Raw genomic sequence first — 21,328 nt, 5'->3', positions numbered from 1 at the left:
GAAGCTATCAAGCAGCCGCTTTTGCAGAGAATTCTTTAACCAGACGAGTTACCGCGGGCGACAGTTGCGCGCCGTTGTCGGTCCAGTACTGAACGCGATCCAGGGCAAGACGCAGGTTTTCCTGGCCTTCGTTGGCAACGGGGTTGTAAAAGCCCACGCGCTCAATAAAGCGGCCATCGCGGCGATTGCGCGAGTCGGCGGCTACAACGTTGTAAAACGGACGCTTCTTCGAGCCACCACGGGCTAGACGAATCACAACCATTGTTAATCCTTTGAAAATGTTGTGAAAAACAAAAGATTCTAGCACTTTTCGGCTTGTCTTCGCAAACCGAATCGCTATGAATCGCTTAAATACCAATGTAAAAGCAACAGCGGCGGAAAGGCCGCAAGGCAATCAAGATCAATAAGCCTTCGAGCCGCAGTCCCGACACCGCCGCTTCAGCGCCTGCGTAAAAAATGCAGCGCCGATTCTCCGGTCTCCAGTTGCGCTTCAAGCGTGTTGCCGGTCTGCTTGGCAAACGCCTGAAAATCGCGCAGCGCATGGGTATCGGTGGTGATAACTTTCAGTACCTGTCCGCTTTCAAGCTGCGCCAGGGCTTTCTTGGCGCGCAAGATGGGCAAGGGGCATTTCAAGCCGGAAGCATCCACTTCCATGTCGGCATCGGGAGGCGCACTGCGGGTATCGGTCATGATCCATTCCATGCGCGGACGGTATACGGAAAACCGTCCGCCGCAAACCCTGTCATCGTAGCGCTTTCGGATGGCTCATGCCAGCCGCTCGCGCACCCAGGCTTCGACGCTGGCCGTCGCGCCGGCCAAAGCCGAAACATCGCTGCCGCCGCCCATCGCCATGTCGGGTCGGCCGCCGCCCTTGCCGCCGACTTGCGAGGCCACCATGCCGACCAGATCGCCCGCCTTGACCTTGCCGGCCAGATCGGCGGTCACGCCGGCCACCAGGCTGATCTTGTCGTCGGCAACCGTCGCCAACAGCACCACGGCGGACTTCAACTTGTCTTTCAACTGATCCACCATGCCGCGCAAAGCCTTGGGATCGGTCCCGCTGACGTTGGCCACCAGCAGCTTGGCATTGCCATCGAGCGCGACCGCCTTGCCGGCCAGATCGTTGCCGGCCGACGCGGCCAGCTTGCTCTTGAGCTGATCCAGGTCGCGTTCCAGGTTTTTCATTTGCCCCTGCATGAGCGCAATGCGCTCGACCAGCTCGGCGGGCTGGGCCTTCAGCAAGCCGGCGGCGCGGGCCAGCGTGGCGTTGGTCTGTTGCGCCCAGGCCACCGCGTTCTCGCCGGTGATGGCCTCGACGCGGCGTACGCCCGCGGCGACGCCGCCCTCGGACGTGATCTTGAACAAGCCGATATCGCCGGTGCGCGCAACGTGCGTTCCGCCGCACAGCTCGCGCGAAAAGCCGATATCCAGCACACGCACCGTATCGCCGTATTTTTCGCCGAACAGAGCCATGGCTCCGCCCTTCACGGCTTCGTCATAGGCCATGACCTGCGCCTGCGTGGCATGGTTGGCCAGCACTTCGGCATTGACGATGCGCTCGACCTCGGCAATCTGTTTGTCGGTCATGGGCGCGTCGTGCGCAAAATCGAAACGTGTCTTGTCGGGATCCACCAGGGAACCGCGCTGCTGCACATGGCCGCCCAATACCTGGCGCAAAGCCTTGTGCATAAGATGGGTGGCGGAATGGTTGCGCACAGTACGCGCGCGGCGGGACACATCCACTTGCGCCTGTACCGTATCGCCCACTGCCAGGGCGCCTTCAAGCAATTGGCCGTGATGGCCGAATACGCCGCTCTGGATTTTTTGCGTATCGGCAACCTGGAACTGCGCGGCGCCGGAACCCAGAAAGCCGGCGTCGCCCACCTGGCCGCCCGACTCCGCATAGAAAGGCGTGGCGTCCAGAACGACGATGGCCTGCTGCCCCGCCGCTATCGATGGCACCGAGGTGCCGTCGACATACAGCGCGGTGATTTTTCCCTGGCCCTCGAGGCGATCGTAGCCCTCGAAGCGGGTTTCGACGCCGCTATAGGACAGCCCTTCCACGGCCTTGAACTTGCCGGCAGCGCGCGCCTGTTCGCGCTGATGGCCCATGGCCACTTCAAAGCCATCCAGGTCGACCTGGACATGGCGTTCGCGGCAGATGTCGGCGGTAAGGTCGACCGGAAAGCCGTAGGTATCGTAAAGCGTGAACAGTGTCTGCCCATCGAGCACGCCATTTTCCGGCACGGCCGCCAGGGCCGAATCCAGGATCTTCATGCCGTGTTCCAGCGTTTCCCTGAAACGTTCTTCTTCCTGGCGCAATACCTGTTCCACCCGAGCTTGCTGAGACGCCAGCTCGGAGTAGGCCTGGCCCATTTCAGCCACCAGGTCGCCCACCAGGCGATAGAAGAAAACGCCCGACTGGCCCAGCTTGTGGCCATGCCGCAAGGCGCGGCGCACGATGCGGCGCAGCACATAGCCGCGCCCTTCATTGCTGGGAATGACGCCATCGACGATCAGGAAGCTGCAGGCGCGAATATGGTCGGCAATGACCTTCAGCGAATTGTTGGCCAGATCCTGCACGCCCGTTTCGCGCGCGGCGGCCTTGATCAGCGACTGGAAAAGATCGATTTCGTAATTGGAATGCACATGCTGCAGTACGGCGGCGATGCGCTCCAGGCCCATGCCGGTATCCACGCAAGGCTTGGGCAGCAAGGGCATGTTTCCTTCGGCGTCGCGCTCGAATTGCATGAACACCAGGTTCCAGATCTCGATGTAGCGGTCGCCGTCTTCCTCGGGCGAGCCCGGAGGGCCTCCCCAGATTTCCGGACCGTGATCGTAGAAGATTTCGGAACAGGGTCCGCAAGGGCCGGTGTCGGCCATTTGCCAGAAATTATCCGACGCGTAGCGCGCGCCCTTGTTGTCGCCGATGCGCACGATGCGCTCGGCGGGAACGCCGATTTCCTTGGCCCAGACATCGTAGGCTTCGTCGTCCTCGTGATAGACCGTGACCCAGAGTTTTTCGGCGGGCAGCTTGTAGACCGTGGTCAGCAGTTCCCAGGCATTATGAATCGCCTCGCGCTTGAAGTAGTCGCCAAAGCTGAAATTGCCCAGCATCTCGAAAAACGTGTGGTGCCGGGCCGTATAGCCGACATTTTCCAGATCGTTGTGCTTGCCCCCGGCCCTTACGCAGCGCTGCGACGACGTGGCGCGCTTGTAAGGCCTGTTTTCCTTGCCCGTGAATACGTCCTTGAACTGCACCATGCCGGAGTTGGTGAACAGCAAGGTGGGGTCGTTGCCGGGAACCAGGGAGGACGAAGGCACGACCTGATGGCCTTTCGATTCAAAGAAAGACAGGAACTTTTGACGTATCTCGGAGGTTTTCATTGCAGAAAAACACTAATTTATTGGGTAACCAATGATTATAGAGGGAGTTTTGATGAAAGCGCCAAGCTGCGCCGCCGCCCTCCCCCCGTCCCGTGCCGGGCTGTTGCATGCCGGCACAGAAGCCCGCCCGGGCGCCTGCACCTTAATCCAGGCATAGATAGCCCACCGTGCGCCCTTCGGGAAATTCTTGCGGCCCGCTGTCCGATATCTGCACCATGGCCGCGCCCACGGGGCAGGAGCAGGCGCCTGTGATGGGGTTGGCGGTGGAAGTGCCCTTGCTGTTGTAGCAGCCCCGCAGATGGTTGGTGGAAAAGCCGCCGGCGCCGCCCCGGCTGGCTGTGCGCCAGTTTCCTTCGCGACAGATCAGCAAACCGCCCTGATCGGCCTCCCGCGCCACCGCGCCGTCCCGCCCGCAGGGCGCAAACCGCTCTTCTTGCGTTTCAAGGTGCAAGTAGCGCCCTATGAGCAGGTCAGAGCGGGCGACGAGATCGCCCCGGATGCTGGCCGGTCCCTGGAAATCCGGATCGCGCACATCGCCTACACGAAGAAAATGCGCGTTGTCCAGTTGTTCGCTGGTAACCGCCATGGCCACGGTCCCGGGTGGCAGCGCGGGACCCGGCCAGGGAGGGTTGGGGAACGCAAATGCCGGTCCGCGCACAAGCAGGGGCTGCGCGGGCATTACCCATCCGCCCATGCCCCGGGCGGCCATCAGGAAGCGCGCCACGCTTTGCGCATCGATCCGGTCCGTGCCCCCATAAACGAACGGAGCATTGCTGTGCACCAAGGCCTGGATGCGGCAGTCCGGGCCAGGGCAAAGGCCGTCACGCACAATGCGCAGCGTGGCGCCACCCATCGCGGCCCGCTCGGGAAAGCCGGGCGAGAGCAGCGCGTCGGCCTTGAGTTCCGCCAGGCTGGGCGCGGCCCAATCGGCATAGCTCTGGCTGCCCAGGGCTTGCGGATGCTCGGCATGGGCCAAAAGGTTTGCATAGCGCTCCAGATAGCCTTGCGCCGAATTTCTTAGGGACAGCATCCAGACCGCGCCATCCTGTGCTCTGGCGTCGTTCATTGCGTTGACCAGCGTATTGGCCCCCCATACCGCCACCAAGGTCGTCAGCAACGCGGCGACGATAAGTTCGAGCAGGGCAAAGCCCTGTTGCGCGTGCGTACCCATGAACCGTCAGCTTGCGGTAAAAACGAAGGTATTCACATTGCCCTTGGCGCATCTGGATTCCGCCGCCAGCGCGCTGTAATGGATGCTGCCGTCCTTGACGGTCGCCGCCGTCTGGCCTTCGGCCGCAACTGTAATGGTCTCGGACACCCGCTGCATGACGGAGGCGATCGAGGGGCATGCCGCATCGTGAACCTTGGACAAGGTAATGGAAAATGCCGATCCCGCGTTCTCTTCGGCCACGCTGACCTGCCCATCGGTTCCCAGTCCGTGCAACACCTTCACGGATGACTCGGTGCCCGACACCGAAAATACGCTGGAGTCGCGCACCAGGTTGGCGAAGTTGGAGGTATGGATGCCGGCATAAGGCGTCCCCGATCCATTGGGCGCATTGATCTTGGTCTGCAAAATGAAGCGCGCCAGCTCTTCGCCCACCTTGGGCACCTTGTTCTCGACCACGTAGCCGCCTATGGCTGGGACGCCGATAATGGCCAGCAGCAATACGATCGCGGTGACGATGGACACCTCGATAAGCGAAAACCCCTTCTGCGCGTGGTTGATACCTGTCGGCATGTCAGCTCCTTGAGAAATACGCCGGCCCTTATTGGCTTGCGTGAAAAAGCATTAACGAGCGGCGCAGTTCGTCGATGACGGCGTAATGCCACGCGCTCAGGCCCAGAAGACAGAGCAGGCTTGCCAGCAGCAGGCACCAGCGCAAGACCAGGGCCTGCCGCGCCACCGCTTGCAGCACATGAACCCGCAAGCGGTCGGCCGCGAGCGCCAGGCCGGCGTGCAGGCCGCGCGCCATGATCATGTCGCTCAAGAACCAGAACTGCTCGCGATCGAGCAAACCCGTGTTGAACGTTTCGGCTCCCGCCATGCCAGTATCGATGCGGGCCAGCATGCCGTCGACCTGCGCCTCCTGCCAGACCGAGGCGCCGCCCTTCAACAGGAAAAGCGCCGTCTTCAGCTGGACCGCGCCGGCTTCGCCGCGGCCCAGCAATATGGACAGCAGGCTTAACAGGCGCAAGGCCTGTACATAGCGATAGATGCGCCACACCGAGTAGCGATCCAGCCTCCGCCTGAACCGCCCGGACGCATTGGACAAGGACCACAGCATTAGCCCGCCGCTTCCCGCCGCCAGCACGGCGACAAATACCCAATGCGCTTGAATGAGCTCCGACCAGCGCAGCAGGCTGGAGGTAAGGCGGCCATGGTATTCCACGGGAACCGAAGAAAAGGTATGTAGCAAGCGGGGTACCGTGAACCCCGGAACAGCCAGCAGCATGGCAAAGACCGCCGCCACGGCCAAAGCGGCGGCCCATAAGGTGGATCCCAGAATGCTTCGTGTCTGCCGCAACAGGTGCAATACAGCGGACAATTCTCCCAGCGTCCTGACCAGCGCCGCATTGCCCAGCGCCTGGGCGGCCCGTATCAGACTGAGCTCGGTCTGGGGAAAACTGCCTGCCCAGGCGGCATACAGATCACCGCCCGCCGCCTGATAGGCGTGCAGCCAGCGCTGCGACAGGCGCCCGCGCACGGACCCGCTACCATAGCGGCGCGCGTCGGATTCAAAAATCTCTTTCAGCGTCCTGCCGCCCTGCATGCCTTGCAACAGAACGGAAAGATAATCGTAATAGTCGGCGCGCGCCGCCCTGAAACGCCAGCCGTCGGACATGGCCAGCAAGGATCTCAGCGGCCGTCCGCCGGAAAAATGGCGCAGCAGGAACATCATGGCACCACCCGCAGCCTGGGATTCTGGCCGCCTCGCCCGGCATGGGCATGGCGCTGCAAGCGCAGTGTTTCAAACGCCTGGAAGCGCGCTTCGACATCGCGCGGATCGATCGCACCATCCCCGGCCTTGCGCATGGCGCAATCCTGAGCCGAGCAAGTGGCTTCGTGCGCGATCCCGGGTTCGATGATTTCGGCGACCACCGTGCGCCCCGCATATCCATTCATCTGGGGCAAGCCCGCCTTCATGCAGGCTGGACAGCCTTGCGGATTGCGTATGCGCCACTTTTCGGCGCCGCCGGGGTACAGCTGCCGCAGGGATTCCAGCCATCCGCTCCATTGATCGCCTGTGCGATGGTCTGTGCTATCCAGGCGCAGCTTCGCATCAAGCAAATGCTCAACGGGTAGCGCGCACTGCCCGCAAAGGACAGGCAGCAGCGCCTGAAACACCAATAGCTTCAGCATGCCCGGCGTTGCCAGGAAATCGCGGGACACGCCGATGAAGTCGGAAGCAAGCCGTTGCGGAATCAACGCGGCCGATGGCGCGTGAACCGTGGTGTAGACATTGATGCCGGACCCCGCCAGGTCCATGAAAGCCCTGCCGGTTTCCGCATCCCGGATTTCCCCCAGCAGGACGTCGCTCATGGCGGATCGCTTGAGCGCCCTGAGCTTGGCGGCGTAGCTATCATGGGCGGTGATATCAAGATTGCGGACAACGGTATTCTGGATGGCGGCCGGAATCAGGTACTCGACCGGATCCTCTATGGTCACGACCTTGCGATGCGACGGGAGTCGCGCAATCAGCGCGGCGATGGTGGTGGATTTGCCCGATCCGACCGCGCCGGCGAATACGACAGCACCGCTTTCGGACAGCATCGCACGGTCGATCTGCTCGATTTGATCGGGCAGATAGCCCAAGGCATCCAGCGTCGGCAGGCGCGATGCGGGATCGCGCAGCAGCAGGCGCAAGCAGATGCTGGGACCCGCGTCCGCCGCAAGCGAGGACCAGCGCAGCATGACGGTCTTTCCATCAATCTGCCGGACCATCGCTCCTTGCTGCTCGATCGACGGGTCGAACACCGCCCCATTGCCGCCGCGTATGTCCATCCAGGCGACCGACAGCATGTCCACCAGGGTGCTAGTAGGCATGCGGCGAAAGCGCTCGGGCGTCAGGTAGCGCCCCGAAATCGTATATTTCACTTCGGATTCGGCTTCACGCAGCCGCACATTCAGATGGATATCGCTGGCTTCGTGCCGCACGCCCCACTCCAGCAAATCCTGGAAAGCATCGGCTAATGCGGTTTTTGATTGCGCCAGCCGGGTCGCAGGCGCGCTGGCCAGAGATTGCGCGGTGATCTGGCCGCGAGCGATGGCCAGCAGCAAAGGCGCCGCCAACACATAGCGGGCGGGGTCGGCCAGCCGGTAGCCTTGCTGCACAATGCGGCGGGCCAGTTCGTCGGCCTGATCGCCGCCCACATGCTCGGCCAGGGCAAACAGCGCCACCGTCTGGTCTTCAAGCAGGACCGGACTCAGGCGTCCCGCCAGGCCTTCGGCATCGAACTGTGCGCTCAATGAACAGGAGAAGCCAGGCACCATTCCTGCCAGTTGATCGGCATGCGAAATGACGACCGCGGCGGCGGCGTCGAAACGCGGGTGAGGCTCCCGCGCATGCAGCCGTAGCGGCGATCGCCGCCAGGACAAGAATGGCCTCATTGCCTTGCCGTCCATAAGCCAGGATGCAGGCACAAGGTATGAGCTTCCTGCTGGCGTTCCAGGTGTACGCAGGTCCCGGAAATACCGCGCAGCAGGTACTCGGACGGTCCCGCTTTTGCGCCAACCGCCAGCGCCTTGCCGCGCAGATAAATATAGGGCCGCAGGCCTATCATGACTTCGGCAAGCAGGTTCGGGCCTACGCCGTATATCGCCACCAGCCTCGGCGCACCGCTATTTGCCAGCCCCGCGCCGGCCTCGACGGCTTCCTTTCCCAGGTTCTCTTTGCGGATGCGGTTCTTCAGGTGCTTCAGAGCCAAATCCGCATCCAGGCGCATCAGTTCGCGCACCGACATCTGCAAGGAGTCGCTCTCGGCCGCCGCTAGGCCATGAGCCATGCACGGCGCCAGCCACAGGGCGCCCGCCAGAATGGCGGACTCAAGACGTGGCGGGGCTTTCGTTTTCATATAGGACTCCTTGTAGTGTCAGGGTCAGGCCGCTGTCTCTGGCGCTGGGCGCATTGATGTCACGCAAGGTCAGCGCGGCCTTGTTCCAGGCGATGAAGGACATATGGGGCAACAGCAGGCCAGCCGATCGCAATGGGCCGCTTAGCTGCACGGATCGGGAGGAATACGCGAGCAACTGCGCGGGGCGCGGGATCGGCCTGCCCTGCTCGTCCATCGGCACCGGTATCGGCAGGGGACGTGTTTTACCGACTTGCACATCCGCAAAGCCGGCCCGCAACCCTTGCAAGGCGCTGAAGAAGTGACGCTCGTTCGCCTTGCTGTCCGCCAGGCGCTGGTGGGCCAGCGGCACACCGCCCGAAGCGGTCCTCCAGATCGCCGAGGCATGATCAAGGGAGGTGAATTCGACCTTCCATTCGGGCCGGATTTTTTCCAGGAAGCTTCTATTGCTCGCGTCCGGTTCCTGCCTTTCGTAGCGGGCCTGGCATTGCCACTGAACCGCTTGCGGCACACACTCTGCCTGGCGCAACCGCCATCCGCGTATATTGACCGGCAAGGCGTAGAAAGTTTCGAGCAGCATGCGCGAGCCGCGCGCGCCATGAACGTAGCGCCCCTGAGCGGAATGGGCTATAGCGTCCCGCCAGGCCTGCGTGGGATCCTTCCTCAGATGAGCGCCTGCCTCGGCGCGATCCGGAAGCAGAACCCGCCATGCGGCGGGCAACAGCAACGCGAGCACAAGAACAAGAACAAAGCACTGCACCGGCCATGGAAGAAAAGGCCTCCAGCCGGAGATCCGGCGCAGTTGCGTAGACGCGGAGCAGGCAGCCTCGATAGCTGCCATGGTCGGGATGCCGGGCGCGTGGGGCGTACCCAGGACAAGCAATTGCGGGTAGGCCAGGCGCAATTCGGCCAGCACGTCGTCCGCCGCTTCGCGAGAGGGATAGAAACGGTCGGTGCGCGCCACCACGGCCCCTTCGTGTATGGCCACCAGCCAGTATCCGGCGCCGTCCAGCTCCATCAACAATACGATGGTGCCCGTGGCAAAAAGCACGGCCACATTCTGCGCGGCCGAATACAGATTCTTTTTCTGCGGCCGCCCGGATTTCAGGGCCAGTAAACCGACCGACCCGGCCCCCTCGCCGGCCAGGACACAATGCGTGGACCGGTGGCGCTTGGCAATGCGCATGCCCAGGCGTTCCGCCCGGGCGCCGATCAGGGGAAACCAATCCAGGCCGAACACCAGCGTCGCGGAATGGAAGGAAAGTATGAAAGGTTCCGTCATAGCAGCTCCTAGAACCCTTCTTCGAGCTGAGCCGTGACCACCATGACCGTGGTCAATTGCTGGCTGGAAGCGCGGTCGCTGCCGCCCAGCGCCAGCGGAATACCCGGGTTCAGGCGTCGGCCTTCGGTTTCTTCATGCGTGCGATCGAAGCCGGAAATGATCAGAGGCTGGCCCGGCTGCAGTACCACCTGCTGCACCGTCCCATTGCCGTCTATGGTGATCTGCTGCAGTTGCAAGGGGTTGTCCTTGCTTCCAAACATGACGGATTTCAGCGGCTGGGCGACCGTGTTGTCATAAGCCACCGACAACAGTATCTGGCCATCGTCCTGCGCATCGGGAACCAGCGTCAGCAAGGACCCCACCGTTTCCTCGCGCTGGCTGACCGAAACCGAAGGCAATGCAACGCCCGCGCTTTGACCCAGCGCCGTGGTCTGAACCTTGTCGATATAGGAGAAGGTTGTGCGCACCGCATGCGTAACCGGCCTGCGATTCAGCGTCAGCACTGGCAGGCTGCTGCGGCGCACGACCTTGCCGACCCGGCTCAAGGCCTTGATGACCGCCTCGGAACTCTTGAACGGCCCTTCGTTCAAGCCTATGCCCAGCGCGCCCGCCTCGGCCAGGCCGGAGCCCGGCATGCTCATGGCTGCCGCCACTTTTGCGCTGGAAAATACCAGGTTCCAATCCAGGCCCGCTTCGGCGCTGTCTTGCACGGCCACGGTAAGCTCTTCGAACACCAGGCGGACGCGCCGCGTCAGTGCGCGGTTTTCCTGCTCCAGGTACTGTGCAATCCGGCTCAGGACGTCGGGAGTGTCGGTCACAACGATGGAGGAGCTGGCACCCGATTCCGCCACCAGCACGCCGGCGCGCGACAGGAAAGGCTCTATGCGGGCGCGCACCACCGCGAACACATCATGCTCCGGACTGTTCAGGCTGGTCCGCGACGTACTGACGAAGCCTTCCGACTCGCTGCGGCCGCCCAGCCCCAACGACGCTTCCGCATTGGCATTAAGCGTCAGCGCGCGAACATTGAACACGCGGGTTTCGGTCCGATAGAACTCGATGCGCTCATTGTGATAACGCCAGGCCACACCCAGACGCGCGCCTATGCGGTCCAGGATGCGGGCCAACGGCTCGGGGCCTCCCGACAGCGCTACCGTTGCCGGCGCGGCAAGCGCCGCCCCCGCCCCAGCGGCGCTCAGCCGGGGAAGGAAGTGATCCAGCGCAAGCAAGGCATCGGGCCGGACATGCACCGGAATATTCGTCGCCGCCGTAATGCGCTGAGCCAAGGCGGGAAGATCCATTTCCCCTTGCGCAAACATCAAGGTCGTATTGACATTCGCCTGAAGCGCCATCGGCAGCGTCAGCTCGCGCGCCAAAGGTTGTGAACGGCCTGCCAGCCAGGGACGTGCAACGTCCTGAGCCTCGCGCCGCGCCTCGACGCTTCCCACGGAGCGCGAAAAGTGTTCGCGGCCGGCGTGAATGGCGGCTTGCGCATCGCCTATCGACCCCGCCAACTGACGCATGCGTTCACTTAGGGCGCAGCCGGACAGCAAGCCGCACAAAGCCGCAGCCAGGGCGCATCGAAGAATCCACGTCATGACGGCCTCGTTGCACCGACAGTACGGTCGCAAGGTTGCGCATACGGCACAATGCGCAATACCTGATTGGAATAAAAGCATGGCTGCGCCGGCCGGTCGGATAGCTCTGTCGAGGCCACGAGTTCGCGCACCGCCAGCTTGAAATCGGCTTCGAAACTGGCCGTGCCGACGATGGGTATATCCGCATCGATGGCCCAATGCTCCGGCTCGAATGTCCAGCCCCCCTGCCGCGCCCATCGAACCAGCGCCGATCTTAGTGTGACGTCTTGCGGGCTGACCTGATAGCCGCCGGCCGGCACAGCGTCCGACAGGTCGAAACTGGCCGCCGTAAGCGCAGTGGCCAGCGCCGGCGATGGCGCCTCGACCAAAACCCGACCCGCAGGCCCCGCGGCAAGGTCCTTTCTTTCAGCCTTGGCCGAATTTGGCGTCGCAGTCGGCACCGAAGCTGGTATTTCAGCCTGGCGTGCTGGACTCACTGAATTCGCTGGACTCACTGGCAGAGTCGAGACGGCCGGTGCAAGCGCGGCGCTTGGGACAACAGCCAGCGCATCGGCGCCCGGCTCCGGTCCGGCCGCCGCCTTCACCCTTTCTGGGCGCCGTATCGTGCTTTTAAGATGGCCGCCGCGCAAGATCAGGACCGGCCATACGCCTTGCAGCACCACATACGGCCCTTCGCGGGTATACGCCAGCGGCCTGCCGCCCTGGGCGCTGTCCGCGAAAATCGCCGGCACGGGCTGTTGCGGCGGAAATTGCAGCCAGGTCTTGCGGCCATCATCGAAAACCTGCACGGGCGCCACCGCCCTGTGGCCCGACAGTTCCCAATCGAAGTTGTACTGGACCGCCCCGGTCTTATCAGCCCGGATCGCTTGCACAAACGAGGGCCAATCATGTACGCCGGCGCAAGCCGGCAATAAACCAAGCAACAAAAACGCAGCAATCAATCTGGCCATCGTTCGCACCCAAAACAAGTCATCCCCGCCCAACATCGGCATTGCTGCTCATCTTGCTTGCGATCGGCCCAGGCCCGCCAGACCGAGATATACGGATAGAATTTTTTATCGCGCCATTGATCGCGAAAAAACCAATAAAAAACAATGATCTGCTTAAAAAAAAATCGGTTAAAGACACAGACACATCCAGGCTGTATTTACCCACCCATCAAGCCAACCACCGGCGATCAAACCCGTATGCAGCCGTGTTTATAGAGACCGTTACCACAACGGATCCATAGTCCTCCCACAGCCACCGCAAGGGCAAAAAAAACGCCGCCCCAAAAAGAGACGGCGCCTTCCAAACAATTAAAGCAGCGGCTACTTCCGCATCAGCTTCCCGGCCTCGACCGCCGCCGTGTTCAATGCCGTCGGCGCAGGCTGATTCCCGCTCAGGGCCTTCTCCAGCGTAGCGTGGAACATCGCCCGAATCTGGGGATAATTATCGATCCTGAAACCGCGGCTGTTGGCGCCGGGATTCTTGGCATTGGCCGCCACCAGTTGCTTCCAATCGCCCAGATCCTTGTAATACCCGTTATCCGTCTGTGCGAACGCCTGCTCCGTCAAAGGCAGGAAACCCGTGTTTTGATACCACTCGGCCGCCCGCTTCGGCTGCGCAAGCCAGGCCAAAAACTGCGCGCTGGCCGCATCGCTGTCCTTGGACTGCCCCGCCGTCACCCACAACGCCGAACCGCCCACGAAAGGATTGCCCGGTTTTTGCGTGACCTGCGGATAATAAGGCAGCCCGCTTATCGCAAAATCCAGCTTCTTCGAATTCTTGAAATAACCCAGATTGCCCGACGTCGAAAGAAGCACCGCGCATTCGCGGCCCGCAAAACGCTTGGTGGCCACCGAATCGAATTCCGGCTTCACCATCAGTTCGGAACGGACCCAGCTGATCATCAGCGAAAGATGCCGTATGTACATGGAGTCGAAGCTGAACGCCGGCTTGCTCTTTGCCTTCAAGCCATTATCGTTGCTGGCATAAAGCTGGTTATTCACCGCCGCCAGGTTTTCCAGATTGATCGACACCGGCTGGTCCGACGTCAACGGACAGTTGCGCGATCCATTGTTGGCCAGCGTAACCAACTGATCCTGCAGTCCATTCCAGGCCCGCTGAGGAACCGTCGGCTTGAGATCGGCCTTCTTGAAGGCATCGATGTTGTAGAACATGACAGGCACGTCCACCATATAAGGGAATGCCACCAGCCTGCCCTTGCTGTCGCGTGCAAATGTATTCTGCTCCGACAGGAACCACTTTGCGTCCTTGATGGGGTACTTGGCCAGCAAGGCGTGCAAGGGCTGGATATACGAACGGCCGGCTACCTCGTCGGGTGCGCGGTCATCGTCCAATTGCACCAATTGCGGCCTGTCGTCGCGCTTCTTGGCGGCGTCCAGCGCCGCTTCTATTTCTTCTTCACTACCGAAAGCTTTAAGCTTGACCGTGACCTCTTTCTGGTCGCGGTTGAAATCCTTGACCAGGCTCTCGAAGACTTCCTTGTTGTACGGGCTGAGCGAATGCCAGACTCGAACCTCGGTGGCGGCCGACGCTGCCATCGATGTCAGCAACATTGCGCCCGCACTTGCCCACGCAAGCTTGCGCCCGGAAAACAGGGCGCCGTAAAGCCAGTGTAATTTCATATTAAATTTAACCTAGGAAAGGAAATTCAGGTTCGGGCTTGCGGCCCGAGATAAGGTCCGCCAGCGCACGCCCCGACCCCACCCCCATGGTCCATCCCAAGGTACCGTGACCGGTATTCAGATACAGGTTCTGAATCTTGGTTCTGCCAATAAGCGGGACGTTTGAAGGTGTCGTGGGGCGCAGGCCCGACCAGTAGCACACATTATCAAAATCAAGCGCGCTTGGGAACAACTCCTTCGCAAGCCGCGTCATATTATCGCAACGGATTGTATTAAGCGCGCGCGAGTAGCCTGAAAGCTCCGCCGTCCCCGCCATGCGCAATTGATTGCCCAAGCGGCTGTAGACGACCTTATGCGCGCTGTCGGTCAGGCTGACCGTCGGGGCGGCCGCCGGATCCACGATATCGAATGTTGCCGAATAGCCCTTGGCCGGATACACATTGCACGGTACGCCCAGTGGCGACACAAACCAGGGCGTAAACGAGCCCAGCGCCGCCACATAAGCGTCGGCCCGCACGGTATCGTACAGGCCGTCGGGCCGAATCACTTCCGCCCCTTCTATCCGCCCCCCCACCGACACCAGGCGGCTCAATTGAGTGGAAAACCGGAATTCCACTCCCGCGCGCTCGGCTTTCTCGGCCAGCGCCTTGGTGAACAGATAGATGTCGCCGGTTTCGTCCTCGGCCGTGTAGTCGCCGCCCACAATGCTGTCGCGCACCGGCGCCAATGCGGGTTCCAGCTGAATGATTTCATCGGTCGTGACAATACGGCGGTCCACGCCGAAATCGCGCATCACGCCCGCCATCCTCTGGGAATCCTCGAACTCGGACTGATTGCGATAAAAATTGAGTATGCCGCGTTCCAGGTGGTTGTATTCGATGCCCAGTTCGCGCCGCATCGCCTGCAGCGTGCCGCGGCTGTATTCCGACATGCGCACCATCGCGCGGATATTCGGCGCCAGCCTGCCGGGCAGGCATTCGCGCAGAAATTGCAATCCCCACCACCATTGCCTTAGATCGAAGCTGGGCCGGAAGACAATGGGCGAATCGTCCTTGAACAGCCAGCGCGCAAGCTTGAGGGGGGCCTGCGGATTGGCCCACGGTTCGGAATACGACACGGAAATCTGGCAGCCATTGGCGCGGCTGGTTTCCTGGGCGGGGCCGCTTTCGCGATCGATGACAACCACATCATGGCCAGCCTGCTTCAGCCACCATGCCGTCGACGTTCCGATCACGCCGCTGCCCAGTACTGCTATCCTCATTGTCCTGTCCTTTAACGCTGATTGGACGGCATACCGCGAAGAGTCCGCCTCGCACCGGCGCCCTTACCGCTTGCCATAAGCCTACTCGGCGACATGGGCCTCGGTCGTGAACGCGTCAGCAAAGAATTCGTCTTCGGGCAAGCCGTTCAGTTGAATGAAATCCCGGCGCGCGCTATCGACCATGACCGGTGCGCCGCAGGCATACACCTGATGTCCCGACAAGTCGGGAATATCTTGCAGCACGGCCTGATGCACAAAGCCCTGGCGGCCCGTCCAGCCGTCCTCGGGCAATGCCTCGGATACCACGGGCACATAGCTGAAGTCGGGCAGGTCTTTCGTCCACTGTTGCGCCAGCTCGTGCATGTAAAGGTCAGCCGGACGTCGGCCACCCCAATACAAGACTGTCTTGCGCCGGTCGCCATTGACTATCATACGCTCGACGATGGCCTTGATCGGCGCAAAACCCGTGCCGCTGGCCAGGAATACCAGGGGCTTTGGGTTGTCTTCGCGCAGGAAGAACGAGCCGAACGGCCCTTCGACGCGCAGAATCTCGCGCACCTTCATTTGCGTTTCGCCCGCGCCGAACACATGGTCGGTGAACACACCGCCCGACGTATGCCGTATGTGCAATTCAACCAGATTGTTTTCATTGGGCGTCGTGGCCATGGAATAACTGCGCCGGCGCCCATCCTTCAGGATGAACTCGATGTACTGGCCGGCGTAGTACCGGAAAGGGTCCGCCGCGGGCAATTGCAGCTTGACGAGCATGACATCGTCGGTGGCCTTTTCCAATCCCATGACACGGGCCGGCATCTTGCGGATCTGGATGTCGCTGGCCATGCGGATTTCATGGGCCTCTATCGTCAGGTCGGAGCTGGGCCGGGCCTGGCAAAACAAGGTATAGCCATGCTCCAGGTCTTCAGGCGACAGGATTTGCGCCGGGCTTGCTCCGGCGTCGTACGACCCTTCAATCACCTTGCCCTTGCAGGTGGAGCACGCGCCGTTGCGGCAGCTGTATGGCAAGACAATGCCTGCGGCCAGGGCGCCATCCAAGACGGACTGCCCCTCTTCGACTGTGAACTCGTGCTGGCTGGGTTGAACTGTGACCTTGAAACTCATGACGCCCAATAATGAAAGATAAACGAAAATACCGCCATTTTAAGCCGGATGGCCTAGGCGGCGGAAAGTGTAGGTTGCTTCACCTTGATCGACAAGACTTTTCCCTTGCGAGCCCGCTTGCCCACATACTCGGCCAAGGCCTCACCGTCCAGCACCAGGGACGTTTCCTTGTTGCGGTAGACGCCGCTGGCCACCACGCCCGCCGGCCCGGCGGCCACCCACTGCTCCAGCGCATCGCCCGCATCCAGCGCCATCAGTATGGTGCCGCGCCCGCCTCCCGACAGCGTCTTCAGTTCGGCAAGTTCTATCACCAGGAATTTGCCCTTCCGGGACAGCAGAGCCAGTTGGCGATCTGTGTCGCGCAGCAGGATGGGTTTTTGCAGCACATCGCCCTTTTCCAGGGTAATGAACTGCTTGCCGGCGCGCTGGCGCGTCGTCAGGTCTTTGAGCGTCGTCATGAAACCGTAGCCCGATTGGGTGCCCAACACATAGCGCCGCCCCGGATTCCCCGCAATCATATGGACAATGCGGGCGCCATGTTCGGTCTCGACCATGGCCGTAATGGGCTGGCCGTCGCCCCGTGCCGAGGGCAGGCTGGAGACCGCAACGGTGTATACCCGGCCGGTATTGGAAAAGGCCACCAGTTCGTCGGTGCTGAGGCATTCGATGGCATCGTACAGGGCATCGCCCGCCTTGAAGCCGAATTGCGCGGCATCGTGGCCGTGGCCCTGCCGCGCGCGCAGCCATCCCTTTTGCGAGATGATGACCGTAACAGGCTCTTCGACGACGCGCGTCTCGAGCACCGCGCGCTCGGCCGCTTCGATCAGGGTGCGCCGATCGTCGCCATACTGCTTGGCATCGGCTTCGATCTCCTTGATCATCAGGCGCTTGAACGCGCTGGGGTTTTCCAGGAGCTCGCGCAGCGCGGCCTGTTCGTCCCGCTGGGCCGCCAGTTCTTTCTCGATCTTGAAGCCTTCCAGCCGCGCCAATTGCCGCAAGCGCATTTCCAGGATGTCCTCGGCCTGTCTTTCCGACAGGTCGAAGCGCTCCATCAGCGCGGCGCGCGGCTCGTCCGATTCGCGTATGGTCTGGATGACCTCGTCCACATTCAGGTAGACCACCATGCGCCCTTCCAGCACATGGATGCGATCGGTCACCTTGTCCAGGCGGAATTGGGTGCGCCGCGTCATGGTGTGCGCGCGGAATCCCAGCCACTCGGTCAATACCTGCCTCAAGGCGCGCTGGCCGGGACGCCCATCCGTGCCGATGCAGACCAGATTGCATGAAACGCTGCCTTCCATGCTGGTCTGGGCCAGCAGGGTATTGACGAACTCGTCACGATCGATGCGGCTGGTCTTGGGTTCGAAAACCAGCCGGACCGCCGCATCTTTACCGGATTCGTCGCGCACCGCATCCAGCAGGCCCAGGATCAGGGCCTTGGTCTGTTGCTGCTCGGTGCTCAGGCTTTTCTTGCCCGCCTTGACCTTGGGATTGCTGCGGTCCTCGATTTCCTCAAGAATCTTCTGCGAAGAGGTGCCCGGCGGCAACTCCGTTACCACCAGTTGCCATTGTCCGCGCGCCATTTCCTCGAATTGCCAGCGGGCCCGCGCCTTGATGGAGCCCCGGCCGCTGGCATAGACGTGGGCTATTTCCGCGGACGAGGAAATGATCTGTCCGCCGCCCGCGAAGTCGGGTCCCGGAATCAAGGTGTAGAGCTCTTCGTCCGGTAGCTTGGGATTGCGGATCAGCGCGACGCAAGCGCGGGCCACCTCGCGCAGATTGTGCGAGGGAATCTCGGTCGCCATGCCCACCGCGATGCCCGAAGCGCCGTTCAGCAGCATGACGGGCAGGCGCGCGGGCAGAAGCACCGGCTCCTTTTGGCTGCCATCGTAATTCGGCGCGAAATCGACCGTGCCCTCGTCCAGCTCGTCGAGCAGCACGCGTGCGAAAGGCGTCAGGCGCGCTTCGGTATAACGCATGGCGGCGGCATTGTCGCCGTCGCGCGACCCGAAATTGCCCTGGCCGTCGATAAGCGGATAGCGCAAGCTGAAGTCCTGCGCCATCCGGACCATGGCGTCATAGGCGGCCTGGTCGCCGTGGGGATGGTATTTGCCGAGTACGTCGCCGACCACGCGGGCGGACTTTACCGGCTTGGCCCCGGGGCCAAGCCCCATGGCCTGCATGGCATAAAGAATACGCCGCTGCACGGGCTTCTGGCCGTCCGCCACGTCGGGCAGGGCGCGGCCCCGAACCACCGACACCGCGTAATCCAGATAAGCCTGTTCGGCATAGTGCGCCAGGGTAATGCCGTCGCCGCCGCTTTCCGGGTCGAACAGGCCTGCTTGATTGCTATCCATTGTCTATCTCGATGTAAGGAGGGCGTGAATAAACCGCGACGGGCGCCGCAACCGCATAAAGCGAGAGCGCCCGCGCCGGTAGACCATCCATGGTTTAAACGTCGACCTCGGCCAGATTGCCTTTTTCTTCGAGCCAAGTGCGGCGCTGGGCCGACTCGCCCTTGCCCATCAGCATGTCGAACATCTGCGTGGTCGCGGCGATGCCCAGCTCGCCGTAGCTTATCGGCATCAGCCGCCGCGTATCAGGATTCATGGTGGTGTCCCATAGCTGCTCGGCGCTCATTTCGCCCAGTCCCTTGAAGCGGCTGATGCTCCATGAGCCTTCCCGGACACCTTCATTGCGCATCTTGTCCTGCACGGCATCCAGCTCGCCCTGGTCCAGGCAATACACTTTGCGCGCCGGGCGCTTGCCCGCCGCGGGCACATCCACACGGAACAGCGGGGGCCGCGCCACAAACACGTGGCCGGCCTCGACCAGTCGGGGGAAATGCCGGAAGAACAGCGTCAGCAGCAAAACCTGTATGTGCGACCCGTCGACGTCGGCGTCCGACAGGATGCAGATGCGCCCGTAGCGCAAGCCCGACAAGTCGGCCGTATCGTCCGGGCCATGCGGATCGACCCCGATGGCCACCGCAATATCGTGGATTTCGGTATTGGCGAACAGCCGGTCGCGATCGACCTCCCAGGAATTGAGCACTTTGCCGCGCAAAGGCAATATGGCCTGGAACTCCTTGTCGCGGCCCATTTTCGCGGAGCCGCCGGCCGAATCCCCTTCGACCAGGAACACTTCAGTGCGCGACGTATCGTTCGACTCGCAATCGGTCAGCTTACCCGGCAGGACGGCCACACCGGAACTCTTGCGCTTTTCCACCTTCTGCGACGAGCGCGCCCGTGCCTGAGCCTGGCGGATAGCGCTTTCAGCCAGCTTTTTACCGTAATCGACGTTCGCGCTCAGCCACAAATCCAGCGCGTTCTTGACGAAGCCGCTGACCAGTCGCACGGCGTCCCGGCTATTCAGGCGCTCCTTGATCTGCCCCTGGAACTGCGGATCCAGGACCTTGGCCGACAAGACGAAGCTGGCCCGCGCGAAGACGTCCTCGGACAGCAGCTTCACGCCCTTGGGCACCAGGGAATGAAGCTCCGCAAACGATTTGACGGCGTTGAACAGGCCGTCGCGCAGACCCGCCTCGTGGGTCCCTCCGGCCGTCGTGGAAATAAGGTTGACATAGGATTCGCGCACCACGGCGCCGTCGACCGTCCAGGCCACTACCCATTGGGCGCCCTCGCCCAGCGCAAAGGACTCGTCGTCCTGGGCCGCGTATTGCTTGCCCTCGAACACAGGAATGATCTTCTCGGCATCGCCCAGCGCCTCGTCCAGATAGCCGCGCAAGCCTTCCTGATATTGCCATTCGCGCGTTTCGCCGGTCTTCTCGACATGCAGCGTCACCTTGATACCGTTGAGCAATACCGCCTTGCTGCGCAGCGCATGCACCAGTTCAGCCATCGGTATGACGGCCGTATCGAAATATTTCGGATCCGGCCAAACCCGCACACGGGTCCCGGTCTTCCTGCGGCCAACGGGCTCCAGCGCCCGCAGGGGCGTGTGCACTTCGCCGCCGGCGAAGATCAGTTCGTGTGTCGCGCCATCGCGCCAGACCCGTACTTCCAGCCGCTTGGACAGCGCGTTGGTGACGGATACGCCCACCCCGTGCAGGCCGCCCGAGAAGGCGTAGGCTCCGCCATCCTTCTTGTCGAACTTCCCGCCCGCATGCAGGCGGGTAAAGACCAGTTCGACCACCGGGGCGTGCTCTTCGGCATGCATGCCCACTGGAATGCCGCGACCGTCATCCTCGATGGAAACACTGCTGTCGGCGTGCAAGGTAACCTGTATATGCTTGCCGAAGCCGGCCAGCGCTTCATCGGCGGCGTTGTCTATGACTTCCTGGAGTATGTGCAGGGGATTGTCGGTGCGGGTATACATGCCGGGCCGTTGCCGTACCGGCTCCAATCCCTTCAGAACGCGGATGGATGCTTCGTCGTAACGTGGTATAGCCAATTTATTCTCGAATTTTGCAAATTGAATTGGGGGGTATTTTACGGACAATGTGTTTTTCATGGCCGGCGCACACTGGACGGGCCGGTCAAACCGGGCCGTGCGCAGGGACGCCGACAGTGGTATGCTTGTTGAAATACCGCAACAAACTACACTGGACAGTCAATAGAATACATTGTGTTGTTGCCTAGCATTCCCGTATAGTTTTCCGATCCCGATCATTCTATTTCCCTTTCTATCATGAGCGAATCCATCAAACACGTCAGCGACGCCTCGTTCGAGGCCGACGTCATCAACTCCGACGTTCCCGTCCTGGTCGACTACTGGGCGGCTTGGTGCGGCCCCTGCAAAATGATCGCACCTTTGCTGGATGAAGCAGCCAATCAGTACAAAGGCCGTGTTATTATTGCCAAGGTCAATGTCGACGATAATCCCGAAACCGCCGCAAAGTTCGGCGTTCGCGGTATTCCCACACTTATGTTGTTCAAAGACGGCAAAGCCGCCGCAACCAAAGTGGGCGCATTGTCCAAATCCCAACTCAGCGCGTTCCTGGACGAATCCCTGTAAA

At 61.7% G+C, this 21,328-nt stretch carries 17 protein-coding genes; 1 reads left to right on the top strand and 16 read right to left on the bottom strand.

Features of this window, described 5'->3' with window-relative positions:
• Positions 1-7 precede the first annotated feature (7 nt).
• The 16 genes from rpsP to V0R37_RS19170 form a co-directional block, all read right to left on the bottom strand.
• The gene (gene rpsP, locus V0R37_RS19245; RefSeq protein ID WP_420376084.1) at positions 8-262 is read right to left on the bottom strand and encodes a 30S ribosomal protein S16; all 255 of its coding nucleotides are present in this window, start codon (positions 260-262) and stop codon (positions 8-10) included.
• Between the two features lie 176 nt (positions 263-438).
• Positions 439-690 carry a sulfurtransferase TusA family protein gene (locus V0R37_RS19240; protein WP_420376083.1) on the bottom strand — a complete coding sequence of 84 codons (252 nt, stop codon included), beginning with the start codon at positions 688-690 and terminating at the stop codon, positions 439-441.
• 75 nt (positions 691-765) lie between these two features.
• Entirely contained in the window at positions 766-3,387 is a 2,622-nt protein-coding gene (gene alaS, locus V0R37_RS19235) for an alanine--tRNA ligase (protein ID WP_420376082.1), read from the bottom strand.
• Between the two features lie 142 nt (positions 3,388-3,529).
• Positions 3,530-4,558, bottom strand: a complete 1,029-nt coding sequence (locus V0R37_RS19230) for a prepilin (protein WP_420376081.1) — start codon at positions 4,556-4,558, stop codon at positions 3,530-3,532.
• 6 nt (positions 4,559-4,564) lie between these two features.
• Entirely contained in the window at positions 4,565-5,128 is a 564-nt protein-coding gene (locus V0R37_RS19225) for a type 4 pilus major pilin (RefSeq protein ID WP_420376080.1), read from the bottom strand.
• 28 nt (positions 5,129-5,156) lie between these two features.
• On the bottom strand, positions 5,157-6,290 hold the full coding sequence (locus tag V0R37_RS19220) for a hypothetical protein (RefSeq protein WP_420376079.1): 1,134 nt from the start codon (positions 6,288-6,290) through the stop codon (positions 5,157-5,159).
• Entirely contained in the window at positions 6,287-7,999 is a 1,713-nt protein-coding gene (locus tag V0R37_RS19215; RefSeq protein ID WP_420376078.1) for a GspE/PulE family protein, read from the bottom strand. Before V0R37_RS19215 ends, V0R37_RS19220 begins: the two co-directional genes overlap by 4 nt.
• Positions 7,996-8,463: a hypothetical protein gene (locus V0R37_RS19210; protein WP_420376077.1), complete on the bottom strand. Its 468-nt coding sequence runs from the start codon at positions 8,461-8,463 to the stop codon at positions 7,996-7,998. The genes V0R37_RS19215 and V0R37_RS19210 overlap by 4 nt, the downstream gene beginning before the upstream one ends.
• A complete protein-coding gene (locus V0R37_RS19205; protein WP_420376076.1) occupies positions 8,435-9,742 on the bottom strand; it encodes a hypothetical protein in 1,308 nt (435 codons plus the stop codon). The genes V0R37_RS19210 and V0R37_RS19205 overlap by 29 nt, the downstream gene beginning before the upstream one ends.
• Before the next feature lie 8 nt (positions 9,743-9,750).
• Positions 9,751-11,340 (bottom strand): hypothetical protein, encoded by a 1,590-nt coding sequence (locus V0R37_RS19200; RefSeq protein WP_420376075.1) that lies wholly within the window; start codon positions 11,338-11,340, stop codon positions 9,751-9,753.
• Complete coding sequence (locus V0R37_RS19195; protein ID WP_420376074.1) at positions 11,337-12,212, bottom strand: TrbG/VirB9 family P-type conjugative transfer protein; 876 nt, start codon at positions 12,210-12,212, stop codon at positions 11,337-11,339. The genes V0R37_RS19200 and V0R37_RS19195 overlap by 4 nt, the downstream gene beginning before the upstream one ends.
• Positions 12,213-12,650: 438 nt before the next feature.
• Positions 12,651-13,970 carry an extracellular solute-binding protein gene (locus V0R37_RS19190; RefSeq protein WP_420376073.1) on the bottom strand — a complete coding sequence of 440 codons (1,320 nt, stop codon included), beginning with the start codon at positions 13,968-13,970 and terminating at the stop codon, positions 12,651-12,653.
• A gap of 7 nt (positions 13,971-13,977) precedes the next feature.
• On the bottom strand, positions 13,978-15,231 hold the full coding sequence (locus V0R37_RS19185; protein ID WP_420376072.1) for a D-amino acid dehydrogenase: 1,254 nt from the start codon (positions 15,229-15,231) through the stop codon (positions 13,978-13,980).
• Between the two features lie 81 nt (positions 15,232-15,312).
• The gene (locus V0R37_RS19180; protein WP_420376071.1) at positions 15,313-16,350 is read right to left on the bottom strand and encodes a CDP-6-deoxy-delta-3,4-glucoseen reductase; all 1,038 of its coding nucleotides are present in this window, start codon (positions 16,348-16,350) and stop codon (positions 15,313-15,315) included.
• Between the two features lie 53 nt (positions 16,351-16,403).
• Complete coding sequence (gene parC, locus V0R37_RS19175) at positions 16,404-18,707, bottom strand: DNA topoisomerase IV subunit A (RefSeq protein WP_420376070.1); 2,304 nt, start codon at positions 18,705-18,707, stop codon at positions 16,404-16,406.
• Between the two features lie 94 nt (positions 18,708-18,801).
• Positions 18,802-20,763: a DNA topoisomerase IV subunit B gene (locus V0R37_RS19170; RefSeq protein WP_420376069.1), complete on the bottom strand. Its 1,962-nt coding sequence runs from the start codon at positions 20,761-20,763 to the stop codon at positions 18,802-18,804.
• Positions 20,764-21,000: 237 nt separating this feature from the next.
• Here V0R37_RS19170 and trxA point away from each other — a divergent pair, with 237 nt between their 5' ends.
• A complete protein-coding gene (trxA, locus tag V0R37_RS19165; protein WP_264129213.1) occupies positions 21,001-21,327 on the top strand; it encodes a thioredoxin TrxA in 327 nt (108 codons plus the stop codon).
• The last annotated feature ends 1 nt before the right edge of the window (position 21,328 follow it).

It is taken from the genome of Pollutimonas rozaliensis (assembly GCF_048751585.1).
Taxonomy (GTDB): domain Bacteria; phylum Pseudomonadota; class Gammaproteobacteria; order Burkholderiales; family Burkholderiaceae_B.
Note: the sequence above shows the minus strand (reverse complement) of the source record. Positions and strands in the feature narration are given on the sequence as shown.

Coding starts and splice junctions, on each gene's coding strand:
- rpsP (WP_420376084.1), bottom strand. CDS start 262: ATGGTTGTGATTCGTCTAGCCCGTGGTGGCTCGAAGAAGCGTCCGTTT.
- V0R37_RS19210 (WP_420376077.1), bottom strand. CDS start 8,463: ATGAAAACGAAAGCCCCGCCACGTCTTGAGTCCGCCATTCTGGCGGGC.
- V0R37_RS19205 (WP_420376076.1), bottom strand. CDS start 9,742: ATGACGGAACCTTTCATACTTTCCTTCCATTCCGCGACGCTGGTGTTC.
- V0R37_RS19190 (WP_420376073.1), bottom strand. CDS start 13,970: ATGAAATTACACTGGCTTTACGGCGCCCTGTTTTCCGGGCGCAAGCTT.
- V0R37_RS19225 (WP_420376080.1), bottom strand. CDS start 5,128: ATGCCGACAGGTATCAACCACGCGCAGAAGGGGTTTTCGCTTATCGAG.
- V0R37_RS19220 (WP_420376079.1), bottom strand. CDS start 6,290: ATGATGTTCCTGCTGCGCCATTTTTCCGGCGGACGGCCGCTGAGATCC.
- V0R37_RS19185 (WP_420376072.1), bottom strand. CDS start 15,231: ATGAGGATAGCAGTACTGGGCAGCGGCGTGATCGGAACGTCGACGGCA.
- V0R37_RS19215 (WP_420376078.1), bottom strand. CDS start 7,999: ATGAGGCCATTCTTGTCCTGGCGGCGATCGCCGCTACGGCTGCATGCG.
- V0R37_RS19240 (WP_420376083.1), bottom strand. CDS start 690: ATGACCGATACCCGCAGTGCGCCTCCCGATGCCGACATGGAAGTGGAT.
- parC (WP_420376070.1), bottom strand. CDS start 18,707: ATGGATAGCAATCAAGCAGGCCTGTTCGACCCGGAAAGCGGCGGCGAC.
- V0R37_RS19200 (WP_420376075.1), bottom strand. CDS start 11,340: ATGACGTGGATTCTTCGATGCGCCCTGGCTGCGGCTTTGTGCGGCTTG.
- trxA (WP_264129213.1), top strand. CDS start 21,001: ATGAGCGAATCCATCAAACACGTCAGCGACGCCTCGTTCGAGGCCGAC.
- V0R37_RS19230 (WP_420376081.1), bottom strand. CDS start 4,558: ATGGGTACGCACGCGCAACAGGGCTTTGCCCTGCTCGAACTTATCGTC.
- alaS (WP_420376082.1), bottom strand. CDS start 3,387: ATGAAAACCTCCGAGATACGTCAAAAGTTCCTGTCTTTCTTTGAATCG.
- V0R37_RS19180 (WP_420376071.1), bottom strand. CDS start 16,350: ATGAGTTTCAAGGTCACAGTTCAACCCAGCCAGCACGAGTTCACAGTC.